At 67.4% G+C, this 19,869-nt stretch carries 20 protein-coding genes and 4 pseudogenes; 10 read left to right on the forward strand and 14 right to left on the reverse strand.

Annotated elements, in window-relative coordinates; all coding sequences use genetic code 11:
- Positions 1-137: 137 nt before the first annotated feature.
- On the reverse strand, positions 138-1,523 hold the full coding sequence (locus tag ACAD63_RS23165; RefSeq protein ID WP_135703191.1) for a NarK family nitrate/nitrite MFS transporter: 1,386 nt from the start codon (positions 1,521-1,523) through the stop codon (positions 138-140).
- Positions 1,524-1,575: 52 nt separating this feature from the next.
- Complete coding sequence (locus tag ACAD63_RS23170; protein ID WP_434034412.1) at positions 1,576-2,856, reverse strand: MFS transporter; 1,281 nt, start codon at positions 2,854-2,856, stop codon at positions 1,576-1,578.
- Positions 2,857-3,137: 281 nt separating this feature from the next.
- On the opposite strand from ACAD63_RS23170, the gene ACAD63_RS23175 reads away from it, so the two are divergent.
- Together ACAD63_RS23175 and ACAD63_RS23180 are read left to right on the forward strand one after the other, a co-directional pair.
- Positions 3,138-4,361, forward strand: a complete 1,224-nt coding sequence (locus ACAD63_RS23175) for an NnrS family protein (RefSeq protein WP_434034413.1) — start codon at positions 3,138-3,140, stop codon at positions 4,359-4,361.
- Between the two features lie 71 nt (positions 4,362-4,432).
- Positions 4,433-4,869, forward strand: a pseudogene (locus tag ACAD63_RS23180) (substrate binding domain-containing protein); the annotation flags it as partial.
- Positions 4,870-4,903: 34 nt separating this feature from the next.
- Here the strand turns inward: ACAD63_RS23180 and ACAD63_RS23185 are convergent.
- Entirely contained in the window at positions 4,904-5,911 is a 1,008-nt protein-coding gene (locus ACAD63_RS23185) for an AraC family transcriptional regulator (protein WP_135703188.1), read from the reverse strand.
- Between the two features lie 531 nt (positions 5,912-6,442).
- On the opposite strand from ACAD63_RS23185, the gene ACAD63_RS23190 reads away from it, so the two are divergent.
- Positions 6,443-7,027, forward strand: coding sequence for a hypothetical protein (locus ACAD63_RS23190; protein WP_133095906.1), 585 nt, complete (start codon positions 6,443-6,445; stop codon positions 7,025-7,027).
- Between the two features lie 66 nt (positions 7,028-7,093).
- Here ACAD63_RS23190 and ACAD63_RS23195 read toward each other — a convergent pair whose 3' ends face one another.
- The gene (locus ACAD63_RS23195; protein WP_135703187.1) at positions 7,094-7,408 is read right to left on the reverse strand and encodes an H-NS histone family protein; all 315 of its coding nucleotides are present in this window, start codon (positions 7,406-7,408) and stop codon (positions 7,094-7,096) included.
- A 279-nt stretch (positions 7,409-7,687) separates the two neighbouring features.
- On the opposite strand from ACAD63_RS23195, the gene ACAD63_RS23200 reads away from it, so the two are divergent.
- Positions 7,688-8,098, forward strand: coding sequence for a VOC family protein (locus tag ACAD63_RS23200; protein WP_434034414.1), 411 nt, complete (start codon positions 7,688-7,690; stop codon positions 8,096-8,098).
- Positions 8,099-8,232: 134 nt separating this feature from the next.
- On the opposite strand, the gene ACAD63_RS23205 is transcribed toward ACAD63_RS23200, so the two are convergent.
- On the reverse strand, positions 8,233-9,627 hold the full coding sequence (locus ACAD63_RS23205; protein WP_195430033.1) for an NCS2 family permease: 1,395 nt from the start codon (positions 9,625-9,627) through the stop codon (positions 8,233-8,235).
- A gap of 480 nt (positions 9,628-10,107) precedes the next feature.
- On the opposite strand from ACAD63_RS23205, the gene ACAD63_RS23210 reads away from it, so the two are divergent.
- Positions 10,108-10,329 carry a hypothetical protein gene (locus ACAD63_RS23210; RefSeq protein ID WP_135703185.1) on the forward strand — a complete coding sequence of 74 codons (222 nt, stop codon included), beginning with the start codon at positions 10,108-10,110 and terminating at the stop codon, positions 10,327-10,329.
- A gap of 26 nt (positions 10,330-10,355) precedes the next feature.
- Here the strand turns inward: ACAD63_RS23210 and ACAD63_RS23215 are convergent, their stop codons facing one another.
- The 3 genes from ACAD63_RS23215 to ACAD63_RS23225 are packed head-to-tail and all read right to left on the reverse strand — an operon-like array spanning position 10,356 to position 11,350.
- Complete coding sequence (locus tag ACAD63_RS23215) at positions 10,356-10,961, reverse strand: N-acetyltransferase (protein ID WP_434034415.1); 606 nt, start codon at positions 10,959-10,961, stop codon at positions 10,356-10,358.
- Positions 10,962-11,021: 60 nt separating this feature from the next.
- Positions 11,022-11,153: a hypothetical protein gene (locus tag ACAD63_RS23220; RefSeq protein WP_255519863.1), complete on the reverse strand. Its 132-nt coding sequence runs from the start codon at positions 11,151-11,153 to the stop codon at positions 11,022-11,024.
- A gap of 17 nt (positions 11,154-11,170) precedes the next feature.
- The gene (locus ACAD63_RS23225) at positions 11,171-11,350 is read right to left on the reverse strand and encodes a glycosyl hydrolase (RefSeq protein WP_133095901.1); all 180 of its coding nucleotides are present in this window, start codon (positions 11,348-11,350) and stop codon (positions 11,171-11,173) included.
- A 222-nt stretch (positions 11,351-11,572) separates the two neighbouring features.
- Between ACAD63_RS23225 and ACAD63_RS23230 the strand changes: the two genes are divergently transcribed.
- Together ACAD63_RS23230 and ACAD63_RS23235 are read left to right on the forward strand one after the other, a co-directional pair.
- Positions 11,573-12,721, forward strand: a complete 1,149-nt coding sequence (locus ACAD63_RS23230; protein WP_240745838.1) for a glycosyl hydrolase — start codon at positions 11,573-11,575, stop codon at positions 12,719-12,721.
- Between the two features lie 14 nt (positions 12,722-12,735).
- Positions 12,736-12,996, forward strand: a complete 261-nt coding sequence (locus ACAD63_RS23235; RefSeq protein ID WP_063237368.1) for a MoaD/ThiS family protein — start codon at positions 12,736-12,738, stop codon at positions 12,994-12,996.
- Between the two features lie 132 nt (positions 12,997-13,128).
- On the opposite strand, the pseudogene ACAD63_RS23240 reads toward ACAD63_RS23235, so the two are convergent.
- Positions 13,129-14,071, reverse strand: a pseudogene (locus ACAD63_RS23240) (HEAT repeat domain-containing protein).
- Between ACAD63_RS23240 and ACAD63_RS23245 the strand changes: the two are divergent.
- A pseudogene (locus ACAD63_RS23245) lies at positions 14,056-14,145 on the forward strand (ABC transporter ATP-binding protein); the annotation flags it as partial. The pseudogenes ACAD63_RS23240 and ACAD63_RS23245 sit on opposite strands and share 16 nt — an antisense overlap.
- A gap of 46 nt (positions 14,146-14,191) precedes the next feature.
- Here ACAD63_RS23245 and ACAD63_RS23250 read toward each other — a convergent pair.
- Positions 14,192-14,718 (reverse strand): annotated as a pseudogene (locus ACAD63_RS23250) (FAD-binding protein); the annotation flags it as partial.
- Positions 14,715-14,909: a hypothetical protein gene (locus ACAD63_RS23255; RefSeq protein ID WP_135703183.1), complete on the reverse strand. Its 195-nt coding sequence runs from the start codon at positions 14,907-14,909 to the stop codon at positions 14,715-14,717. The pseudogene ACAD63_RS23250 and the gene ACAD63_RS23255, both read right to left, overlap by 4 nt.
- Positions 14,910-15,071: 162 nt before the next feature.
- Between ACAD63_RS23255 and ACAD63_RS23260 the strand changes: the two genes are divergently transcribed.
- Entirely contained in the window at positions 15,072-16,028 is a 957-nt protein-coding gene (locus ACAD63_RS23260) for a chemotaxis protein (RefSeq protein ID WP_434034416.1), read from the forward strand.
- Between the two features lie 342 nt (positions 16,029-16,370).
- Here the strand turns inward: ACAD63_RS23260 and ACAD63_RS23265 are convergent, their stop codons facing one another.
- Positions 16,371-17,027, reverse strand: a complete 657-nt coding sequence (locus ACAD63_RS23265; RefSeq protein ID WP_133095899.1) for a peroxiredoxin — start codon at positions 17,025-17,027, stop codon at positions 16,371-16,373.
- Positions 17,028-17,109: 82 nt separating this feature from the next.
- On the reverse strand, positions 17,110-17,547 hold the full coding sequence (locus ACAD63_RS23270) for a universal stress protein (protein WP_133095898.1): 438 nt from the start codon (positions 17,545-17,547) through the stop codon (positions 17,110-17,112).
- A gap of 265 nt (positions 17,548-17,812) precedes the next feature.
- On the opposite strand from ACAD63_RS23270, the gene ACAD63_RS23275 reads away from it, so the two are divergent.
- On the forward strand, positions 17,813-19,522 hold the full coding sequence (locus tag ACAD63_RS23275) for a SulP family inorganic anion transporter (RefSeq protein WP_135703182.1): 1,710 nt from the start codon (positions 17,813-17,815) through the stop codon (positions 19,520-19,522).
- 1 nt (position 19,523) lies between these two features.
- Here the strand turns inward: ACAD63_RS23275 and ACAD63_RS23280 are convergent, their stop codons facing one another.
- Positions 19,524-19,718: a CopG family transcriptional regulator gene (locus tag ACAD63_RS23280; protein WP_063237357.1), complete on the reverse strand. Its 195-nt coding sequence runs from the start codon at positions 19,716-19,718 to the stop codon at positions 19,524-19,526.
- Between the last annotated feature and the right edge of the window lie 151 nt (positions 19,719-19,869).

The following is a 19,869-nucleotide window of genomic DNA, read 5'->3' on the forward strand; positions in this document are numbered from 1 at the left end:
CGTTTGCAGGGACACCTTGAGCTTATGGGGGAGCGGCGCGGCAGCCAATTCGCTGGTGGAACAGCCGCCGCATGGCGATCGGGGGAGGTGCCGGCCGCGGGACTAGTTCCGAAGAACTAGTCCGGCCGGCAAGGCGGTCAGCAGGGCATGGGCGCGTTGCGGCGCGCGTAGTACCACCAGGTCACCAGCACGCAGCTGACATAGAAGGCGATGAAGCAGTACAGCGCGGTGTCGGGGGCACCGGTCAGTTCCAGCGAGGTGCCGAAGCTCTTTGGGATGAAGAAGCCGCCGTACGCACCGATCGCGCCGGAAAAGCCCAGCACCGCCGCGGATTCCTTGCCGGCGTCCTGCAGCGCCTGGCGCTGCGCGGCGTCGCCCTTGCCCTTCGCGGCGCGCTGGCGCTCGGTCAGGAAGATCACCGGGATCATGCGGAAGGTCGAACCATTGCCGATGCCGGTCAGCGCGAACAGCGCGATGAAGGCCGCGAGGAAGTACGTGAAGTTGCCGCCGGCGCCGTCATGCGGCAGCGCCGCCAGCACGGCGAACACCGCCACGATCATGCCGATGAAGGTCCACAGCGTGACGCGCGCACCGCCGAGCTTGTCGGAGATCCAGCCGCCCACGGGACGCGTCAGCGCGCCGACCAGGGGCCCGAGGAAGGCATAGGCGGTGGGGTTCACGCCCGGGAACTGCGACTTGGTCAAGAGCGCCAGCCCGGCCGAGAAGCCGATGAACGAGCCGAAGGTGCCCACGTACAGCCAGCACATCAGCCAGTTGTGCTTGCGCTTGAAGATCACGGCCTGCTCGGCGAACGACGCCTTGGCATCGGCGATGTCATGCATGCCGAACCACGCGGCCAGCGCCGACACCACGATGAACGGCACCCAGATAAAGCCCGCGTTCTGCAGCCACAGGTCCTGCGTGGCGCCGTTGGCCTGGAATTGCTGCGGCTCGCCGCCGAGCGCACCGAACACCGCCAGCGACACCACCAGTGGCGTGACGAACTGCACCACCGACACGCCCAGGTTGCCGATGCCGGCATTCAGCCCGGTAGCCAGGCCTTTCTTCGCCTTGGGGAAGAAGAAGCTGATATTGGCCATCGACGAGCTGAAGTTGGCACCGCCCAGCCCGCACAGAAGCGCCAGTACCAGCAGCGTGGGATAGCCGGTGGACGGGTCGCGCAGCGCGAAGCCCATGCCCAGCGCCGGGACCAGCAGCAGCGCGGTGGAGATCGCGGTGAAGCGGCGCCCGCCGAACACCGGCACCAGGAAGGAATAGAAGATGCGCAGCGTGGCGCCCGACAGCGCCGGCAGCGCGGTCAGCCAGAACAGCTGGTTCTTGGTGAACTGGAAGCCGGCGCGGTCGAGGTTGACCGCGACCACGCTCCACAGCATCCAGACCACGAACGCCAGCATCAGCGCGGGGATCGAGATCCACAGGTTGCGATAGGCGATGCGCTCGCCCTCGCTTTGCCAGAACGCCACGTTCTCGGGCTCCCAGCGGGTGAGTACGGATGAGGTCATGATTGGTATGCCTTGGTAGAGAGAGCGCGGAGGCGCGCCGGGAAGTTGAAAATCAGGCTGCCTGTGTCAGGCCGACGGCCTGTGCCTTGCGCTGGCGTTCAGCGCGCTGGCTGTAGTGCATCCACACCAGGCTCACGCACACCGTGCCGTACATCAGCATGAAGCAGCTGCTGCGGATGCCGGTCAGGTCGGCCAGCATGCCGAACAGGATCGGCAGGATGAAGCCGCCCAGGCCGCCGGCCAGGCCGACCACGCCGGAGACCGCGCCGATGTTGTGCGTGAAATCGTTGGAGATGAACTTGAATACCGAGGCCTTGCCGATGGCGAAGGCGATGCCGACCAAGAACAGCAGGAAGGTGAATACCGTGGGCGTCAGCGCGATGCGGAAGCCCTGGGGGCCGCCGGTGGTCTGGATGATGAAGTCGGTCTGCGGATAGCTGAGCAGGAAGAAGCCGACCCAGCTCACCCACATCACCCACCAGGTGGTGCGGTGTGCGCCGTAGCGGTCGGAGATCCAGCCGCCGATGGCGCGCAGCACGCCGCCGGGCAGCGAGAAGCAGGCGGCCAGGAAGGCGGCGGTCTTGATGTCGAAGCCGTATTCGCCGATGTAGTACTTGGTCATCCACAGCGACAGGCCGACATAGCCGCCGAACACCACCGAGTAGTACTGCGAATAGCGCCACACGCGCGGGTCGCGCATCACCGCCAGCTGCTCGCGCCAGCCCACGCTGGACTTGACCATGTGCGCCGGGTTGCTGCGCGAGAGCACCCAGAACAGCAGCGCGGTGACGAGCATCGCCACCGAATAGACGCGCGGCACGATGGTCCAGGTGCCGGCCGCCAGGATCATCGCCGGCGCGACGAACTTGGTCAGTGCCGCGCCCGAGTTGCCGGCGCCGAAGATGCCCATCGCCAGGCCCTGGCGCGAGCGCGGGAACCAGCGCGCCACGTAGGGCGTGCCGACCGAGAACGACCCGCCAGCCAGGCCGACGAACAGGCCCAGCACCAGCAGTTGCCACAGGCTGTGCGCGTAGGAGATCAGCCAGATCGGGACCACCGTGGCCAGCATCAGCACGAAGAAGACGATGCGGCCGCCGAAGCGGTCGGTCCAGATGCCCAGCGGCACGCGGATCAGCGAGCCGCTCAGCACCGGCGTGGCGGCCAGCAGGCCGAATTCAGTGTCGTTGAGACCGAGTTCCTGCTTGAGCGGGATGCCCAGGACGGCGAACAGCATCCAGACGGCAAAGCAGATGGTGAAGGCGAAAGTACTGGACGCCAGCGTGAGTGCCGCGCCGGCTGGAACGGGTTCCGGCGCGCGTGTTTGGGTGGCCATGGCCATGCTCCTGTGTCAACTTTGGCGGGGGTGATGCCAGAGTAGGGGCGGCCACTGGTGCTGCCTATTCGCCGGCAGCACAGCACGCCACATGGAGCGATCTGTCGTTGGAGGTAGTTCCACCGGCGGAGGTTGGTGGCGCGGCGCTGGTGCTATCGTGATCGCAGCACGCATGGCACCCGTTTGCGTGCTTGCGGCAATCCTGCGCCAGATCAAGAATCTGACGCCTGCCGCCCCGGCACTGCCGGATTCAACAGATATACCGACCCCTTCCGCCCGCCATGGAAACCATCCCGATCCTTCCTTCCCGGCCTTCGCCTTCCGGAAAAAAACCGGCCGGGCCGCCGCCGCGTGGCTTCGCCTTGTTCGCGCTGGGGTTCCGGCCGTTCTACCTGGGCGGCGCGGCCTTTGCCGCGCTGGCGATCGCGGCATGGTCGGCAATGCTCGCGGGCATGCAGTCGGTCGGGCCGGCGCCGGTGCTGCCAGGGATGTTCTGGCACGCGCACGAGATGGTGTTCGGCTTTGCCGCGGCGATCGTGGTGGGTTTCCTGTTCACCGCGGGACGCGCCTGGACCGGTCAGCCCACGCCGACCGGTGCCGCGCTGGCCGTGCTGTTCCTGTTGTGGCTGGCGGGACGCGTTGGCATGTGGATCGCGCCGGGCACCGTTGCCTTCGCCATCGAAGGCGCATTCCTGCCGCTGGCGGCGCTGGCGTTCACGCGCACGCTGGCCAGGGCCGGCAACCGGCGCAACTACCCGCTCGCACTGGCGCTGTGGCTGCTCGCCGTGGCCAATATCGCTGCATTGTGGCTGCAGGCCGGCGGGCACGACGTCGCGGCGCTGCATGCCTGTCGCGCCGGCGTGGCGCTGGTGACGCTGTTCGTGGTGGTGATCGGCGGCCGCGTGATCCCGATGTTTACCACCAACGCGATTCCCGGTTTCCGCCTGCGGCAGTACCAGCAGGCCGATCGGATGGTGATCCCGGCAACGGTGCTGGGGCTGGCCTCGGGACTGCTGCCCTTGCCGGCATGGCTGGCCGCGGCGCTGTCGCTGCTCGCTGCCGGCGTGCTGGCGGTGCGCGTGGCGGGATGGCGCGGCTATGCGGTGGGCAACCGGCCACTGCTGTGGGTGCTGCATCTCGCCTATGCGTGGCTGCCGCTAGCTTTGCTGCTGCAGGCACTGGGCGCGCTGGGGCTGGCGATGGCCGGGCTGGCGACCCATGCGTTCACGGTGGGCGTGCTCGGCGTGGCCATCATCGCGATGATCACGCGCACCGCTCTGGGCCATACCGGGCGCATGCTGGTGGCCGGCCGCACCGAAACGGTGGCGTACTGGCTGATTGCCATGGCCGCGGTATTGCGCGTGTTCGGTCCGATGGCATGGCCGGCCGGCTACCTGCACTGGATCTGGGGCGCGGGGGCGTGCTGGGTGGCGGGGTTTGGTCTATATGCACTGACCTATGCGCCGCGGCTTGCGCGCCCACGGGTGGACGGCAAGCCGGGTTGAGTGATGCGAATACTCTGGTTCCCGAGTATTGCCTGACAGGCTGCTGCGGTTCCGTGGAAGAATGCCTGTAGCGGCATCCCGGGCTATCGGTCAGCGTGAACCTGACCGACAACGTGCTCGACCTCGTCAGCGCCGGCTTCGACCTGGCCATCCGCATCGGCGCGCTCGACGATTCCTCGCTGGTGGCACGCCGCCTTGCCAGCAACCGGCGCGTGCTGTGCGCCGCGCCGGATTACCTGCCCGGCGCGGCACGCCGCGCACGCCGCATGACCTGGCCCGGCACGATTGCCTGGTGCTGGTGGGCAGCCAGGGCCGGCAGGACGTCTGGAGACTGGGCGACGGCCAGGGCGGGGAAATCGCGGTGCGGGTGCGTGGGCGCATCGAGGCCAATACCGGCGAGCTGCTGGCGGACGCAGCGCTGGCCGGCTTCGGCATCGCGCTGCATTCGACCTCCCTCGCGCAGGAGTACGGCGAGAATCCGCCGTGGGAAGCGCCGGCCGGCGCATGAAGCCGGCCGGGGAGGGGGAATCGGGCCGCTTGCCCTAACCCTGCGGGTGCGCCGCCGAGCGCCGGTAGTCGCCCGGTGTCATGCCGGTCCAGCGGCGGAAGGCGCGGAAGAACGAATTGGCATCGTCAAAGCCGAGCCGGAAAGCGATTTCTCCCAGCGACATATTGCCCTCGGTCAGGTATCGGCCGGCCAGTTCGCGACGCACATCTTCGCACAGCGCGCGGAAGCCCGTGCCTGCCGCCATCAGCCGGCGCTGCAGCGTGCGTTCGCTGATGTCGAGGTGGCGCGCCACCGCGGCCAGGCTCAGCGCGCGCTCGCCGGCCAGCTGGTGCAGGGCGGCTCGCACGTCGTCGAGCGATGCCGCCGCGCGCTGCGCGTCGCGCATGGCGGCGGGCGCAGCCGGACGGCTGTGGGCGCGCGCGACCAGGCGCAGCGACAGGTCGCGCCGGCCGAACACGATCGCGTCTTCCGGTTCGCCAAAGCGCACCGGGCAATCGAAGGCTTCGGTATAGCGCAGGTGCCAGTCGGGCTGGCCGATGCGCAGCGAAACCCGCAGCGGATGCAGCGGCTTGCGCGTGAACTGGCGCCCGAAGGCCAGCAGCGAGCACAACTCCATGTCGATGCGGGGGCGGGTGTCAGGCGCCTCCGGCTCGCTCGGGCGGATACAGACCCAGGCCTCTTCGCCCTGCCGGCGCAGTTCGATGCGGTCGCCCATCATCAGCTTCTGGTAGCGCGCGATACGCCGCAGCGCCGTGCCCAACGACGGGCCCGCCATGGCCGGCATGCCTGCCAGGCCGAGCAGGTCGGGCTGCATCCGGCTGCCCAGCCACAGGCCGATGGCGGGATCGCCGGTGGCCTGGTAGACCGCGCACAGCAGGTGGCTCGCCTGCTGGGGCCCGGCCTCGGGCGTGTACGGGGCGGAAGACTCGGGATCGGATTCAGGAGCAGGCACGAGCGCCGACACATCGTAACCGCCTTCACGCAGCGCGTGCAGCAGGTCGCGAGGAAACGGCCTGGCCTGGATTGGCTCTTGTAGTGGCATTGTTATTGGCTGGCAAATTGGCGCAAGGCACCTGTGCTAGCCCCCGGTAAGACTGAGATTACGCGGTGGTGGCGGCGCCTTCAAGGGCACGCGGGGGGAGGATGTGTGGTCAAGGCAGCGCAACCGGCGGGCTGGGCAAGAGGGCGCGACACCGGGGGAGGCTTCGACGCGCTGACGAGGGTCGATGCGCGATCGATGCAGCGCGTTGCCTAAAATTTGTGCGGTCCGGTGCGTTGCCGCACAGACCAAGGCTTCCGGGGAGGGTGAAGGCAGGATATCCACAGATTCTGTGGATATCACGCCGGGGTTTTCAACATGGGTTTGTGCGGCTGCCGCAATCTGCCGGAAACCGGTATGCTGCACGGTTTTGGGAGCAGGGCAACACTGCGCAAGCCGCGACGGTGTCACCGCCGGATGCCGTGCATGCCGGTATCGCGCATGGTTCGTGGCCTATCTCCACCGATGTTGCCGCTTTCCCGCTGCCAGCGATCGCCCGGCTGGCGTAACCGCGATGCCAAACTGCCTGCCGCCATGCGCCATGACCGGTCGTCCGCAGTCCCCTCCCGCCTGACCTGCCTCGCCACATTGGCCGCCACCGCGGCACTATGCGGCTGCGTGGCGCAATACCGGGTGCCATCGGGCGCCCCCACGGCCAGCGTGCGGCTGCTGACCAATACCGAAGAAATCACCTCTTTCGCGGTGGTCGACCCGGCCAGGTGCCCGGTGCCGGCACGGCCGCTGATCCTGGCCGGCACGGGCAAGCAGTTGTCGGCAATGGGACGGGATCGCGAACTGGGCCTGCCGGGGCGCTCGCCCGAGCCGCCGGAACGCACGCGCGAACGGCTGGTCGAGGCAGGCCGGCGCATCTACGTGGCCGTGACGTCCATCGCCGAGCCGCCGTTGCCGGAGCAGCGCTGCGCGGCCGGGGTGTCGTTCGTGCCCGCGCCGGGCGGCCTCTATGAAATCCGGTATCAGCGTGACGAGAGCGCGAGCCAGTGCTCGGCGCAGGTATTGCGGATGCAGCCGCTGGAAGCCGGCGGCGCGCGCCTGACGGCGGAACCGACGCAGAAGGGCTTCCGCGCGCTGCGCAAGGAGTATGTGTGCCAGGCGCTGTGACGGCGCCCTGGGCGGCGCCGGAACGATAGCGCGCCGGGCAGGCCCCCGCCTGGCCGACAGGCGGGATTACTGCTCGATCAGGAAGCGCTCGGGGCGCTTGCCCAGCCATGCCGGGGCGCGGCCGCGGCCGGACCAGGTCTTGCCGGTCTTGGGATCCATGTACTTGGGGGGCAGCGTCGAACCCGAGGCGGCCGCCTTGCCGGCGGAACCCGCGGGGCGGCCGCGCCTGCGCCGGGGCATGATGTCTTCCGCGGTCAGGCCATATTCGGTCATCAGTTCGCGGATTTTGTCGATCACACCGGCGACTTCCGTCGCACGCACTTCATTCAGCTTGGCTTCCAGCGCTTCTTTCTCTGCCAGGAGTTGCTTGTATGTCGCCATTCATTTCCCCTTTCTGCAATTAGGCCGCTGCATGTTGCTAGAACCTCAGGTGTCGGTAGACATAAAAATTTTACAAAAAATAACGGGGATTGCACGGATTGATTGTGTTTGCGCACAGCCTCACTGTTTTACAGCGCACCGATGCGCGCCATTGCGGTGCTCCTAGTGCGGCGAATGGCAACGCCGCCGCTCCAATTTCCGGGAAAGGAAAAAGCTGGCGCTGCCGGATTTTGCACCTAGACTGGTTCTCTGCGTTGTACAACGCTTTCCGGAGACGTCATGAACCAGCAGATCTTTGTCAATTTGCCAGTACGCGACCTGCAAGAGTCGATCGCGTTCTTTACCAGTCTTGGCTTTACCTTCAATCCGCAATTTACCGATGACACCGCCACCTGCATGATCGTTGGCGAGAACATTTTCGTGATGCTGCTGACCGAAGCCAAATTCCGCAGCTTTTCACCGAATGACATCTGCGATGCGCGCAAATTCACCGAAGTGTTGGTGTGCCTGTCGATGGAAAGCCGAGTGCGCGTGGATGAAATGGTGAATGCCGCGGTGACCGCGGGCGGCAATACCTACAAGCCGCCGATGGACCTGGGATTTATGTACGGGCATGGCTTCCAGGATCTGGATGGCCATGTCTGGGAACTGGTGTACATGGATACGGCGGCAATGCAGGGCGCGCAGTAAGGCGCGCACCAAAAAAAACAGCCCGGGAAAGCAGGAAGCCCGGGCTTGAAATCCACCTGGATCGCGGTGGAGGAGACAACTTGTCGTAGACAGCCCGGGCCAGTTGCCCGGGATGCGGGATGTATCAAGCAGGATCAGATCGCCCAGCCGCCGGCATAGAAGGCAGCCAGTACCACTGCGATGGCGACGGTGCCGACATTGAGCTTGCGCCATTCGCCGGCGATCACGCGGCCGACCACCAGGGTGCAGAAGCCCAGCATGATGCCGGTGACGATATTGCAGGTCAGCACGATAAACACCGCGCAGACCAGGCCGGCCAGCGCATCGACCAGGTCATCCATATGCAGGCGGCTGACGCTGGACAGCATCAGCAGGCCGACGTACATCAGCGCCGGCGCCGTGGCGTACGACGGCACCAGTGCCGCCAGCGGCGAGAAGAACATCACCGCCACGAACAGCAGGCCCACCACCACGGCGGTCAGGCCGGTCTTGGCGCCCGCGGCCACGCCGACGGTCGATTCGATATAGGCCGCGGCCGGTGCGCCGCCAAAGAAGCCGGAGAAGATCGAGCTGACCGAGTCCGCCGTCAGCGCGCGGCCGCCGTTGTGGATATGGCCGGCGGCGTTGAGCTGCCCGGCTTGCCCGGCCACGGCGCGGATGGTGCCGGTGGCGTCGAACACGGCGGTCATCACCAGCGCCAGTACGCTTGGCAGCACCGCAGCGGTCAGCGCGCCGCGCAGGTCCATGGCGCCGATCAGCGAAGCTTGGCCCGGTGCGCTCAGCGACGGCAGTGCGAACACGCCGGTGAACTTCACCGCCGGATCGAAGACGAGGCCCAGCGCCGAGATCGCGATGATCACCAGCAGGATGCCGCCCGGCACCTTGCGCCGCTCCAGGCCGAAGATCGCGGCCAGGCCGAGCACCGACATCACCACCGGGAACGAGGTAATCTTGCCCAGCGCCACCGGCAGGCCGGCGTGGGTGTTCTTGACCACCAGGCCGACTTCATTGGAAGCGATCAGCAGCAGGAACAGGCCGATGCCGATGCCCGTGCCATGCGCGACGCCTGCCGGCAGGTTGCGCAGGATCCAGGAACGCACCCCGGTCACCGAGATCGCGGTGAAGATCAGGCCCATCAGGAACACTGCGCCGAGCGCGACCGCCGGCGACAGGCCCTGGCCGAGCACCAGGCCGAAGGCCATGAACGCGGTCAAGGAAATGGCGCAGCCGATCGCGATCGGCAGCTTGGCCCACAGGCCCATCAGCAGCGAGCCGAAGGCGGTGGTCAGGCACACCGCGACAAAGACCGCGCTGGTGTCGAAGCCGGCCTTGCCCAGCATGCCGGGCACGACGAAGACCGCGTAGACCATTGCCATGAAGGTGGTGATGCCCGCCACCACTTCCTTGCGCTGGGTGCTGCCGCGCGCGGTGATCTCGAAATAGGCGTCGAGCCGGTTCCGGACCTCGGGGACGTTGGGGCGTGCCGCATCGGCTTCCGTCGCTGACGACGGATAGGGCTGCTCGATCATGATGAACTGTCTCCTTGCAGGGCGCTGCAACGTCCGTCGTACGGCGCGTCGTCAGGCTTGTCTCACGTGGTTCGGGCTGTTTTGGGCTGCAGGCCTGGAGGGCCTCGCCAACCCGCTGTTATCGGTGTGCCGGCTTGTCGTTGCCTTCTAGTGCGGGCTTGATCTGGGCAAGGCTGAAGGCTAGGTGAGTGCGAGGGACTCGTCATAACCGCAGCGGAATGCACGGCATGCGCGGTGCGGAATATCGAGTGTGGAGAATGATTATCTTTGAGGCTGAGGCTTCCGCCAGGTGGCGCTTTGGACGCAGGGAATTATCACGCCACCCATATACGGCCTATAGGTAATGACCCGGATGCCGAACGAGGTACTTCGCTATACTAGGGATAACCCTGAACTGCCTTGCGCGGCTGGCCAGAACCCGGTCAGATATGCATTGCGAGGCACTGAACATTTCTCCGATCCGGAAAAGGAAATATTGCCATGCAAGTGCTCGCTGATACGCTTTATCGTCAACCCCGCCAAGCCAGGCCCGAGGCCAGGTCCAATGCCCGTGCTGCCGCCGAACCGGCGCGCGAGACCGATGATTACGCCCGCATGGGCAGCGGCCGCTCGCTGTCGGCTCGTGTTCGCGACTACTTCGCCCGCGGCTGGACGCTCTATCTCGACAACGCCCGCGCAGTCGCGCCGCTGATGCACCTGTAAAGACGCTTCCGTGGCGCGGCCCGCGCTCAGTACATGCCGGTACGTGCCATGAATTGCTGCAGGGTCCAGCCGCGGCCCAGCAGCAGCCGGCGCGTGTGGAGGCCATCGCATTGCTGCGGGCTGACCGTCTCGCCCTGCCATGTCAGTGTCTTCTGGCGCAGGTCGACATAGCCGCCGGCGTAATCCGCGGCCAGCACCTGCCATAGCGCGTGCGCGCCTGCCGACTGGCGGGCGCCGCTCAGCAGGCACAGCCCGCCGTCCAGCGCCCAGCGGTACAGCGCCCTGGCCATGCCGCGGCGCTGGTAAGCGGGCGCAAACTTCGTGTGCGGCGCACGCACCCATGGGTCGGCGCGCCGGCCCACCTCGATCAGCCGGTTGAACACGGTATAGCCGGCCAGGCGCCGCTGCATCAGGTCTTCCACATACACGTAGTACTCGCCGTCGGCTTCGCGGTAGCGCAGCCGCAGCGCCGGCGTGCCCGCCGGCAGCGCGGGCATGTCGTGCAGGCGGTCGCCGGGCCGGTGGATGCGCTCGTGGAGCGCGTCCAGTTCGCGCTCGATCTCGCCCGGGGCCAGTTCCGCGTCGATGCGCAATGCCAGGGGACGGGTCAGGACCGGAGTCGGGGCCAGCATCGGGCCCAACATCGGGCCCAACATCGGGCCTAGTGAAGGAAACGGGACCATGGCTGCGCCTCAGGCTTCGAGGAGCAGGTAAAGGGCGGCAAGCGCCACCATGGCAAGAAGGGTCTGGCGGTAGAGCTGAGGCATGGCTGGCTTTCTCCTGGCTGCATGATCAAGCGGATGCCGGATGGCGATCCGCGCCATGTGCCGTGCAGGAAAGCTCAGGTCTGCTGAAGGGTAGTGTCCCGAGCTGCCCGCACGGCCAGGAAAAGCACGGCGCTGCGGACCACGCCGTGGGCGGCGTGGTCAATGGCGTAGCCCGGTTGCTGCGAAGTCACGGCGAACGCCGCCGCCGGCAGGGCCGGGCGGTTCAATGCGGCGATGCGGACGATGCGAGACATGGGGGCGCGGTGCGTCGGATTCGGGGCAACCATGCTTATGCCATATTTGTGCGCCGATGTCCAGCTAACGTGCCGATATCCGCTTTTATCTGCTGTCTACCGACTCGCTGGATGCGGCTATGGCGCTGTTTGGGCCGATCGCACTCGTGCAATCTCAATTGTGAACACTGTCTACATGTACTAGACTCGGATGCATCGTTCAACGGCCTTCCCGCAGGAGCCATGATGACGACGTCCCCCGAAACCGGCCCGATCACGCTGCTGGTCGCCACCACCAAGGGTGCCTGGACCCTGACCAGCGATGCCGCCCGCGGCCACTGGCAGGTGGCAGGTCCCACCTTCCTTGGCCACACCATCCACCACATCGTGCAGGACCCCCGCGAGCCGTCGCGGATGCTGATGGCCGCGCGCACCGGCCACCTTGGCCCGACGGTATTCCGCTCCGCCGACGGCGGACGCAACTGGACCGAGGCCACGCGCCCGCCCGCTTTCGACAAGGCGCCCGAAGGCGAGACCGGCCGCGTGGTCGACCATGTGTTCTGGCTGACTCCCGGCCACGCCAGCGAACCCGGCGCCTGGTACGCCGGCACCTCGCCGCAGGGATTGTTCCGCAGTACCGACCATGGCGCCACGTGGGAGTCCGTGCCGGGCTTCAACAACCACCCGATGTGGCGCAACTGGACCGGCGGCGAGCAGGACGGCACCCCCGACGGGCCCAAGATGCATTCCGTGCTGGTCGATCCGCGCGACAAGCGTCATCTCTATATCGGCATGTCCAGCGGCGGCGTGTTCGAGAGCACCGACGCGGGGGCCGACTGGAAACCGCTGAACCGAGGCAGCCTGGCCCTCTTCCTGCCCGACCCCAACCCGGAATACGGCCAGGATCCGCACTGCGTGCTGCAGCACCCGGCCAATCCCGACATCCTCTACCAGCAGAACCATTGCGGCATCTATCGCATGGACCGGCGCGAAGGTGTGTGGAAGCGCATCGGCGAGGCAATGCCGGCCGAGGTGGGCGACATCGGCTTCCCGATCGTCGCGCATCCGCGCGATGCGCGCACGGTGTGGGTGTTCCCGATGGACGGCAGCGATGTCTGGCCGCGCGTCAGTCCCGGCGGCCACCCTGCGGCCTATGTCACCCGCGACGGCGGCGAGACCTGGCAGCGACAGGACCGCGGCCTGCCGCCAGAGCAGGGCTGGTTCACGGTCAAGCGGCAGGCCATGGCCACCGACCGCCACGGGCCGGTGGGCGTGTACTTCGGCACCACCGGCGGCGAGATCTGGGCGAGTGTTGACGAAGGCGAGCACTGGCGCTGCATCGCCAGCCACCTGCCGCAGGTCTACGCCGTCAGCGTGGCGCGGCCGGCCTGAGTCGGAGGGCAGCCATGCAAGTACGCATTGCCACGCCGCTGTTCTCCTACACCGGGCAGCGCGAGTATGTGGAAGCCCACGGCGCGAACATCGGCGCGCTGCTGGACGACCTTGACCGGCAGTTTCCGGGCATGCGGTTCCGCATTGTCGATGAGCAGGGAAAGTTGAGGCCGTATATCCGCGTCTTCGTTAACCGGACGCAGTTGATGCGGCTGGATGCGCCGCTGCGGGAGACCGATGAGGTGCATATCCTGCAGGCGCTGGCGGGGGGCTAGCGACTGCTCGCAGGTGCTGCTGGTTTGCTCCCCTCTCCCACTGCGCGGGAGAGGGGACCGTTCCATCCGGCCAGTGGATGCGCAGCGTCCCTTCAACCCTGGCCAGTTCCAACAGCGCCGGAACCTGCATGCTCAGGCCCCGCCATGCGGATGGCCGATCTGCGCCAGCGCGATCCGCACCGCCTTGCGCACCTCGGGGTCCGCGTCGCTGGCCGCGGCGGACAGCGCCGGCAGCGCGGCGGGATCGCGCAGGCTGCCAAGCGACAGCGCGGCTTCCTTGCGCAGCTTACTGATTGCATGGGCAAGCTGCACGGTGAGGGGCGCCAGCGCCTGCCGGTCCCCGAGCTTGCCCAATGCGCGCGCGGCCTGCAGGCGGACCTGCCAGTAGGCGTCTTCCAGCGCTCCGATCAACGGGCGCACGGCTTCCGCAAATCTGAGCTTGCCGAGCGTCTGCGCCGCTTCCTCGCGCACCTGCCACGCGCTGTCGCCGAGCGCGGCAAGCAGCGCGTTGCGCGCCGAGGCGTCGGCAGCCAGGCCGAGCGCGCCGGCCGCGGCGCGCCGGACTTCGGTGTCGGCATCGCTGGCGGCGACCTGCGCCAGCGCCGGCAGCGCTTCGCTGCGCCTGAGCCAGCCCAGCACGGTCACCGCTTCGCGCCGCACCGGCGCGGCGGCGTCGGCCAGCGCCGCCATCGCGGCAGCGAAGCCCGGCGCGTAGCGCAATTCGCGCAGGCCGCGCCAGGCTGACGCGCGGACAAAGGGATCCTGATGCGTGACCCAGGGCAGCACGGCCGCGCCGGAGTCTGCGTCCTAGTTCCGCCAGTGCCAGTGCTGCCGCCTCTGCCACCTCGCGGTCGGCATCGGCCAGCGCGGCAGCCAGCGCGCGCACGACGGTATCCGTCTCCCAGCTGGCCAGCGTGCGCGCGGCTTCGGCGCGCACCGCCGCGGCGGGATCGGATTGCAGCCGCTGCAGCAGCAGCGGGACGCCGGCTTCGTCTTCAAGGTCGGCCAGTCGCAGCACCGCCACGCGGCGCACGGCGGGGTCGGGGTCGGACAGGCGCGGCGCAATCGCGCCGATGGCAGCAGTCGCTGCTGCTCGACGTCTGGACGCAGATGCGCACCACCGTAGTCTTTGTCACCCACGATATCGAGGCTGGCGAGCGCCAGCGCGAGGCGCAGGCGCTGCTCGACCTGGAGCATCGAAACCCATCACGCCGCAGGCGGCGCCATTGGCATCGGTGAGCACGCGCGTGGCGACGATGCGGTTGGTGATCTCCACGCGCGCGCGCTTGAGCTGGCGGTACAGCACCTTCTTGACGTTGTGGCCCTCCGGCATCGGCAGCACGTACGAGCCCATGTGGTGGACCTTCTTCACCGCGTAGTCGCCGGTCTCGTCCTTTTCGAAGCGCACGCCCCAGCGGTCGAGCTGCTCGATGGTGGCGAAGCTGTGGCGCGCATAGGCATAGACCGTGGACTGGTCGACGATGCCGTCGTTGGCCAGGGTGATCTCGCGGGTGTATTGCTCGGGCGTGGCGTGGCCGGGGATCACGGCGTTGTTCAGGCCGTCCATGCCCATGGAAATCGCGCCGCTGCGCTTGACGTGCGCCTTGTCGAGCAACAGCACGCGCAGCGCGGGGTTGCGCTCATTGGCCTTGATCGCGGCATCGGGCCGGCGGTGCCGCCGCCGACGACGACAATGCCGTATTCGTGGGTCAGGGTGTTCATGCGTTGGGATTTCCCTTGCTGGCAGGTTTGCGGGTGCGCTTCGGTGCGGGCGTGGCTGGCGCTGGTTGCGAAGTAGGCAGCTCGGCCTTGTGGCGCTCGGCGCGCAGCCGGTACCGGAAGGCGTCGCCGCGGAAGTAGAGGAACTCGTAGTCGACACGCCCGCCGAGGATCGAAGCAATCCGGATATCCAACGACGAAATCCGAACATGCTCCCCCCGGGCGATCTCCCTCAACTCTCCAGTCCCCGCGCCGATATCCAGTCAAGAAACCTGCCGTCCGCCAGCCGCCGCGGCGGCACGGCAAGGCATACACGGCGGCCACAGATCATCCAACGCACGGCACGGGAGCGACGCATGAGCAGTTCCATGAGGGACATCGACGAACGGACTAACCTCACCAACAACAACCAGTTCGAACTGCTGCTGTTTCGGCTGGGCGACGCCGAGCACAGCGGGCAGTCCGAACTGTTCGGCATCAATGTGTTCAAGGTGCGCGAGATCCTGGTGATGCCGCAGGTCACGACGGTGGTCGGGGCCGACCCGTCGATCCTGGGCATGGCCGATATCCGCGGGCAGGTGATCCCCGTGATCGACCTGCCCAGGCTGGTGGGATGCAAGCCGCGCAACGGGCTCGGCATCCTGCTGGTGACCGAGTACGCACGTTCGACGCAAGGCTTCGCGGTCGAGGCGGTGGAAGAAATCGTGCGCCTGGAGTGGAACCAGGTGCACTCGGCCGAGGCCAGCGTGCGCACCGGCCACGTGACCAGCATCGCCAAGCTGGATGCCGGCACGGACCAGGCGCGCCTGGTGCAGGTGCTGGACGTGGAGCAGATCCTGCGCGATGTGCTGCCGGCGCGGCAGCCGGACGTCGAGCCGGGCTCGGTGGGTCCGCAGCTGAACCTGCGCCCGGGCCTTAAGGTAATTGCCGCCGATGATTCCGCGCTGGCGCGTGGCCTGATCGAGCAGGGACTGAAGGCGCTGGGCGCACCGGTGCTGATGACCAAGTCGGGCAGGGAAGCGTGGGAACTGCTCGACCGCATCGCCGGCGAGGCCGCCAGCCACGGCAAGTCGGTGCAGGACGAAGTGGCGCTGGTGCTGACAGACCTGGAAATGCCCGAAATGGACGGTTTCACGCTGACCCGCAAGATCAAGGCCGACAGCCGGCTCAAGCAGCTGCCGGTGGTGATTCATTCGTCACTATCGGGCGAAGCCAGCGAAGAGCATGTGCGCAAGGTGGGCGCGGATGCCTACGTGGCGAAGTTCGTCGCCAAGGAACTGGCCGATACCATCCGCCAGGTGCTGACGCGCTGAGCGGGCGCTGAGTTAGGTGCCTGAGGCCACAACCGGGTTGGCCTTAGGCAGCACAAGGCACAAAATCAATCAGGCTGCAAGCATTCCCGTATGTTTACGGTTTGCCTATAAAACGGGCACTCCAGTACGAGCCAAGGCCGGCGCGCCCTTGGCGGTTGTCAAGAGGGGAGATATCCACTGAAGCTGTGGATAGATCCTGTGGACAAGTCAGGCGTCCCGGCCGAACTGCCCGGGACGCCTGCCGGCGGTCCTGCGTGACCTCCACGCCCTGCCGCGCTCCCTTGCTCGCTCTCTCTCCCTTGCCTGGCCTGGCCCGGTCGCTGCCGGGACCCCGCGATTGCGCTACTTGGGCTGCTCCACCGTGCGCAGGTAGGGCTTCAGCGTCTTGAACCCTTGCGGGTATTTCTTCTTCGCATCTTCGTCCGAGACCGATGTCGGGATGATGACATCCTCGCCCGGCTTCCAGTTCACCGGCGTGGCTACGGTGTGCTTGGCGTTAAGTTGCAGCGAGTCCAGCAGCCGTAGCACTTCATCGAAATTGCGCCCCGCGGTCATCGGATACACCAGCATCGCCTTGACCTTCTTGTCCGGGCCGATGATGAACACCGAGCGGATGGTGGCGTTGTCCACCGCCGTGCGCGGCCCGGCGCCGCTGGCTTCGGGGTGGATCATGTCGTAGAGCTTGGCCACCGTCAGGTCGGCGTCGCCGATCATCGGATAGTTGATGGCGGCGCCCTGGGTTTCCTCGATGTCCTTGGCCCAGCGCTGGTGGTCGCTGACGGGATCGATGCTCAGGCCGATGATCTTGGTATTGCGCTTGTCGAATTCGGGCTTGAGCCGCGCCATGTAACCCAGTTCGGTGGTGCATACCGGCGTGAAGTCCTTGGGGTGCGAGAACAGGATCGCCCAGCTGTCGCCGATCCATTCGTGGAAGCTGAGCTTGCCTTCCGTGGTGTCTGCGGTGAAGTCCGGGGCTTGTTCACCCAGTCGAATCGCCATGGTTGCGCTCCTTGCAGTTGGCATGGGGTGGAAAAAGCGCGTTGCCGGCGTGCCGGCCCGCAACGCGCGCGATGCATGGCGCCTAGCGCAGGACCAGCACCGGGATCGTGCTGTGCGTCAGGACTTTTTGCGTTTCGCTGCCGATCAGCAACGCCTGCAACCCGCGCCGCCCGTGCGACGACATCACGATCAGGTCGCAGCCGCGCTGCTCGGCGCATTGGATGATGGCCTGCCACGGGTGGTCGTCGGTGGCGGTGACGGTGTCGCACGGCACTCCGGCCTGGCCGGCAGCACGCGTGACGGCGGCCAGGAAGGTATCGGCATGGCGTGCGGCCTCGGCCGCGAACGAGTCCCTGGTGTCCTGCTGGCTGGTCAGCCGGTACGTCAATACGTGATACTCGGGAATCACATGCAAGCCGGTCGCGCGGGCGCCGATGCGGCTGGCGAAGGTCATGGCCCGGGCTACCGTCGCCTCGGCGCGTGCGGAGCCGTCGGTGGGGACTAGGAGGTGCTTGAACATGATGGCCTCCGATTGCAGTGAATAGCCGCGTCCGCCGGGCCGTTCCGCCCGGACCGTCCGGACGAGCCACTCCAGTATAGGAATTGGCCCGTGATAGCGACAGGTCGCGTGCAGCGCCGGCCAACTCCGGCCCTCGATGGCGCGATGCCCCGCGTCCGGCGCAAGCCGCAAGTGCCTGGGTCCATGTCACGGCATTAGCATGTTGTTATCATTCCATGCACCTGCGCCCTCCCTCCGACGTTGACCCACTGCAAGGATTCTCCGCATGATCGCGCTGCGCGAAGCATGGCAGGCCGGGCTGTTCCGCCGCGCCAACTGGCTGCCCAACCTGGTGTCGGGCGTGATCGTCGGGGTGGTGGCGCTGCCGCTGGCGATGGCGTTTGCGATCGCATCCGGCGCCAAGCCCGAGCAAGGGCTGTATACGGCCATCGTCGCCGGGCTGGCGGTGTCGATGTTCGGCGGCAGCCGCCTGCAGATTGCCGGGCCCACCGGCGCGTTCATCGTGGTGCTGTCCGCCATCACGGCGCGCCATGGGATCGGCGGGCTGCAACTTGCCACGCTGATGGCCGGGCTGATCCTGCTGGCGCTGGGCCTGGCGCGGCTTGGCGGCGTGATCCGCTACATTCCCGCGCCGGTGATCGTGGGCTTTACCGCGGGCATCGGCGTGATCATCTTCGTCGGGCAATGGCGTGATTTCTTCGGGCTGCCGCCGGTAGCCGGCACCCACTTTCATGAAAAGCTTTGGCACCTGCTGCAGGCGCTGCCGCAGTGGCATGCGGCCACGACCGCGCTGGCGCTGGGGAGCCTGCTGCTGGTGCTGGGCGCGCCGCGCGTGCGCTGGCTGCACCGCGTTCCCGGCCCGCTGGTGGCGCTGGTGGTGGCCACGGCAGTGCAGGCGCTGTTCCGCTTCGACGGCGTGGCCACCATCGGCAGCGCCTTCGGCGGCCTGCCGCGCGGATTGCCGGTTCCGGCGCTGCCGGAGATCTCGCTGGCGCGCGTGATCGAGCTGGCAGGGCCGGCCTTCACCATCGCCATGCTGGGCGCGATCGAATCGCTGCTGTCCGCGGTGGTGGCCGACGGCATGGCCGGCACCCGGCACGATTCCAACCAGGAACTGGTGGGGCAGGGCATCGCCAATGTCCTGGCGCCGCTGTTCGGCGGGTTTGCCGCCACCGGCGCCATCGCGCGCACCGCCACCAATATCCGCAACGGCGGCAGCAGCCCGCTGGCCGGCATCGCCCATGCGCTGACGCTGGTGCTGGTGCTGCTGTTCCTGGCGCCGCTGGCCGCGAGCGTGCCGCTGGCGACGCTGGCCGCGATCCTGTTCGTGGTGGCGTGGAACATGAGCGAGGCGCGCCAGTTCGCGCGCATGGTGCGGCAGGCGCCGCGCGCCGACGTGGCGATCCTGCTGATCACCTTTACGCTGACCGTGCTGACCGACCTGGTGGTCGCGGTCAACATCGGCGTGATCCTGGCCATGCTGCAGTTCCTGCGGCGCATGTCGGCGTCGGTGGAAGTGACGCGCCAGGACGTAACCGGCATCGAGCGCGAGCTAAGCGCCGAAGCGGACGCGGCCGATTCCGTCGCGGCCCGGATGCCGCCGGGCGTGCTGGTCTACGCCATCGACGGCCCGTTCTTCTTCGGCGCGGTCGAGGCCTGCGAGCAGGCGCTGGTGCACACCCATACCGAGCCGCGCGTGCTGCTGATCCGCCTGGGCCGGGTGCCGTTCATCGACATGACCGGCTTGCAGACGCTGGAAGCCGTGATCCGCACGCTGCGCCGGCGCGGCGTGGCCGTGGTGCTGGCCGAGGCGAATGCGCGCGTGCGGCAAAAGCTGGAGCGGGCCGGGGTGCTTGCGGCGCTGGGGCAGCAAAACTACGCGGATGCGCTGGCGCAGGCGGTGCGGCGTTGCGGCGTGCTGGCGGGAGAGGAGGGTGCGGAACGGGAGCGCGAGGACACGGGCGCCCCGCACTGAGCTACTTCTTTTGCCGGCCGCTGCCGGCGGGCCGTGCCTTGGTGGCGTATTCCACGCCGTGCTGGGCCAGGTAATCGCGGATCAGCTGGCGCACCACCTGCGACGGCGTCAGGTCCTGCGCGGCGCACAGGGTTTCGAAGGCCTTCTTCTTGACCGGATCGATCAGGATGGTGAGGCGGGCGGTCTTGGTTTCCATGAGGGGTGTGTCGGGCGGTCCGGCTGGATCGCTCGCATTATATACAGCGCAAACTTTGCCGAGCCGCTGGTTTGCCCCCCTCTCCCCCACCCTTCTCCCACTTCGCGGGAGAGGGGAGCGTTCACGACGGGCGGCGGCCTTTGCAGGCGCT

The sequence above is a fragment of the Cupriavidus sp. a3 genome, assembly GCF_051015765.1.
Classification (GTDB): domain Bacteria; phylum Pseudomonadota; class Gammaproteobacteria; order Burkholderiales; family Burkholderiaceae; genus Cupriavidus; species Cupriavidus oxalaticus_A.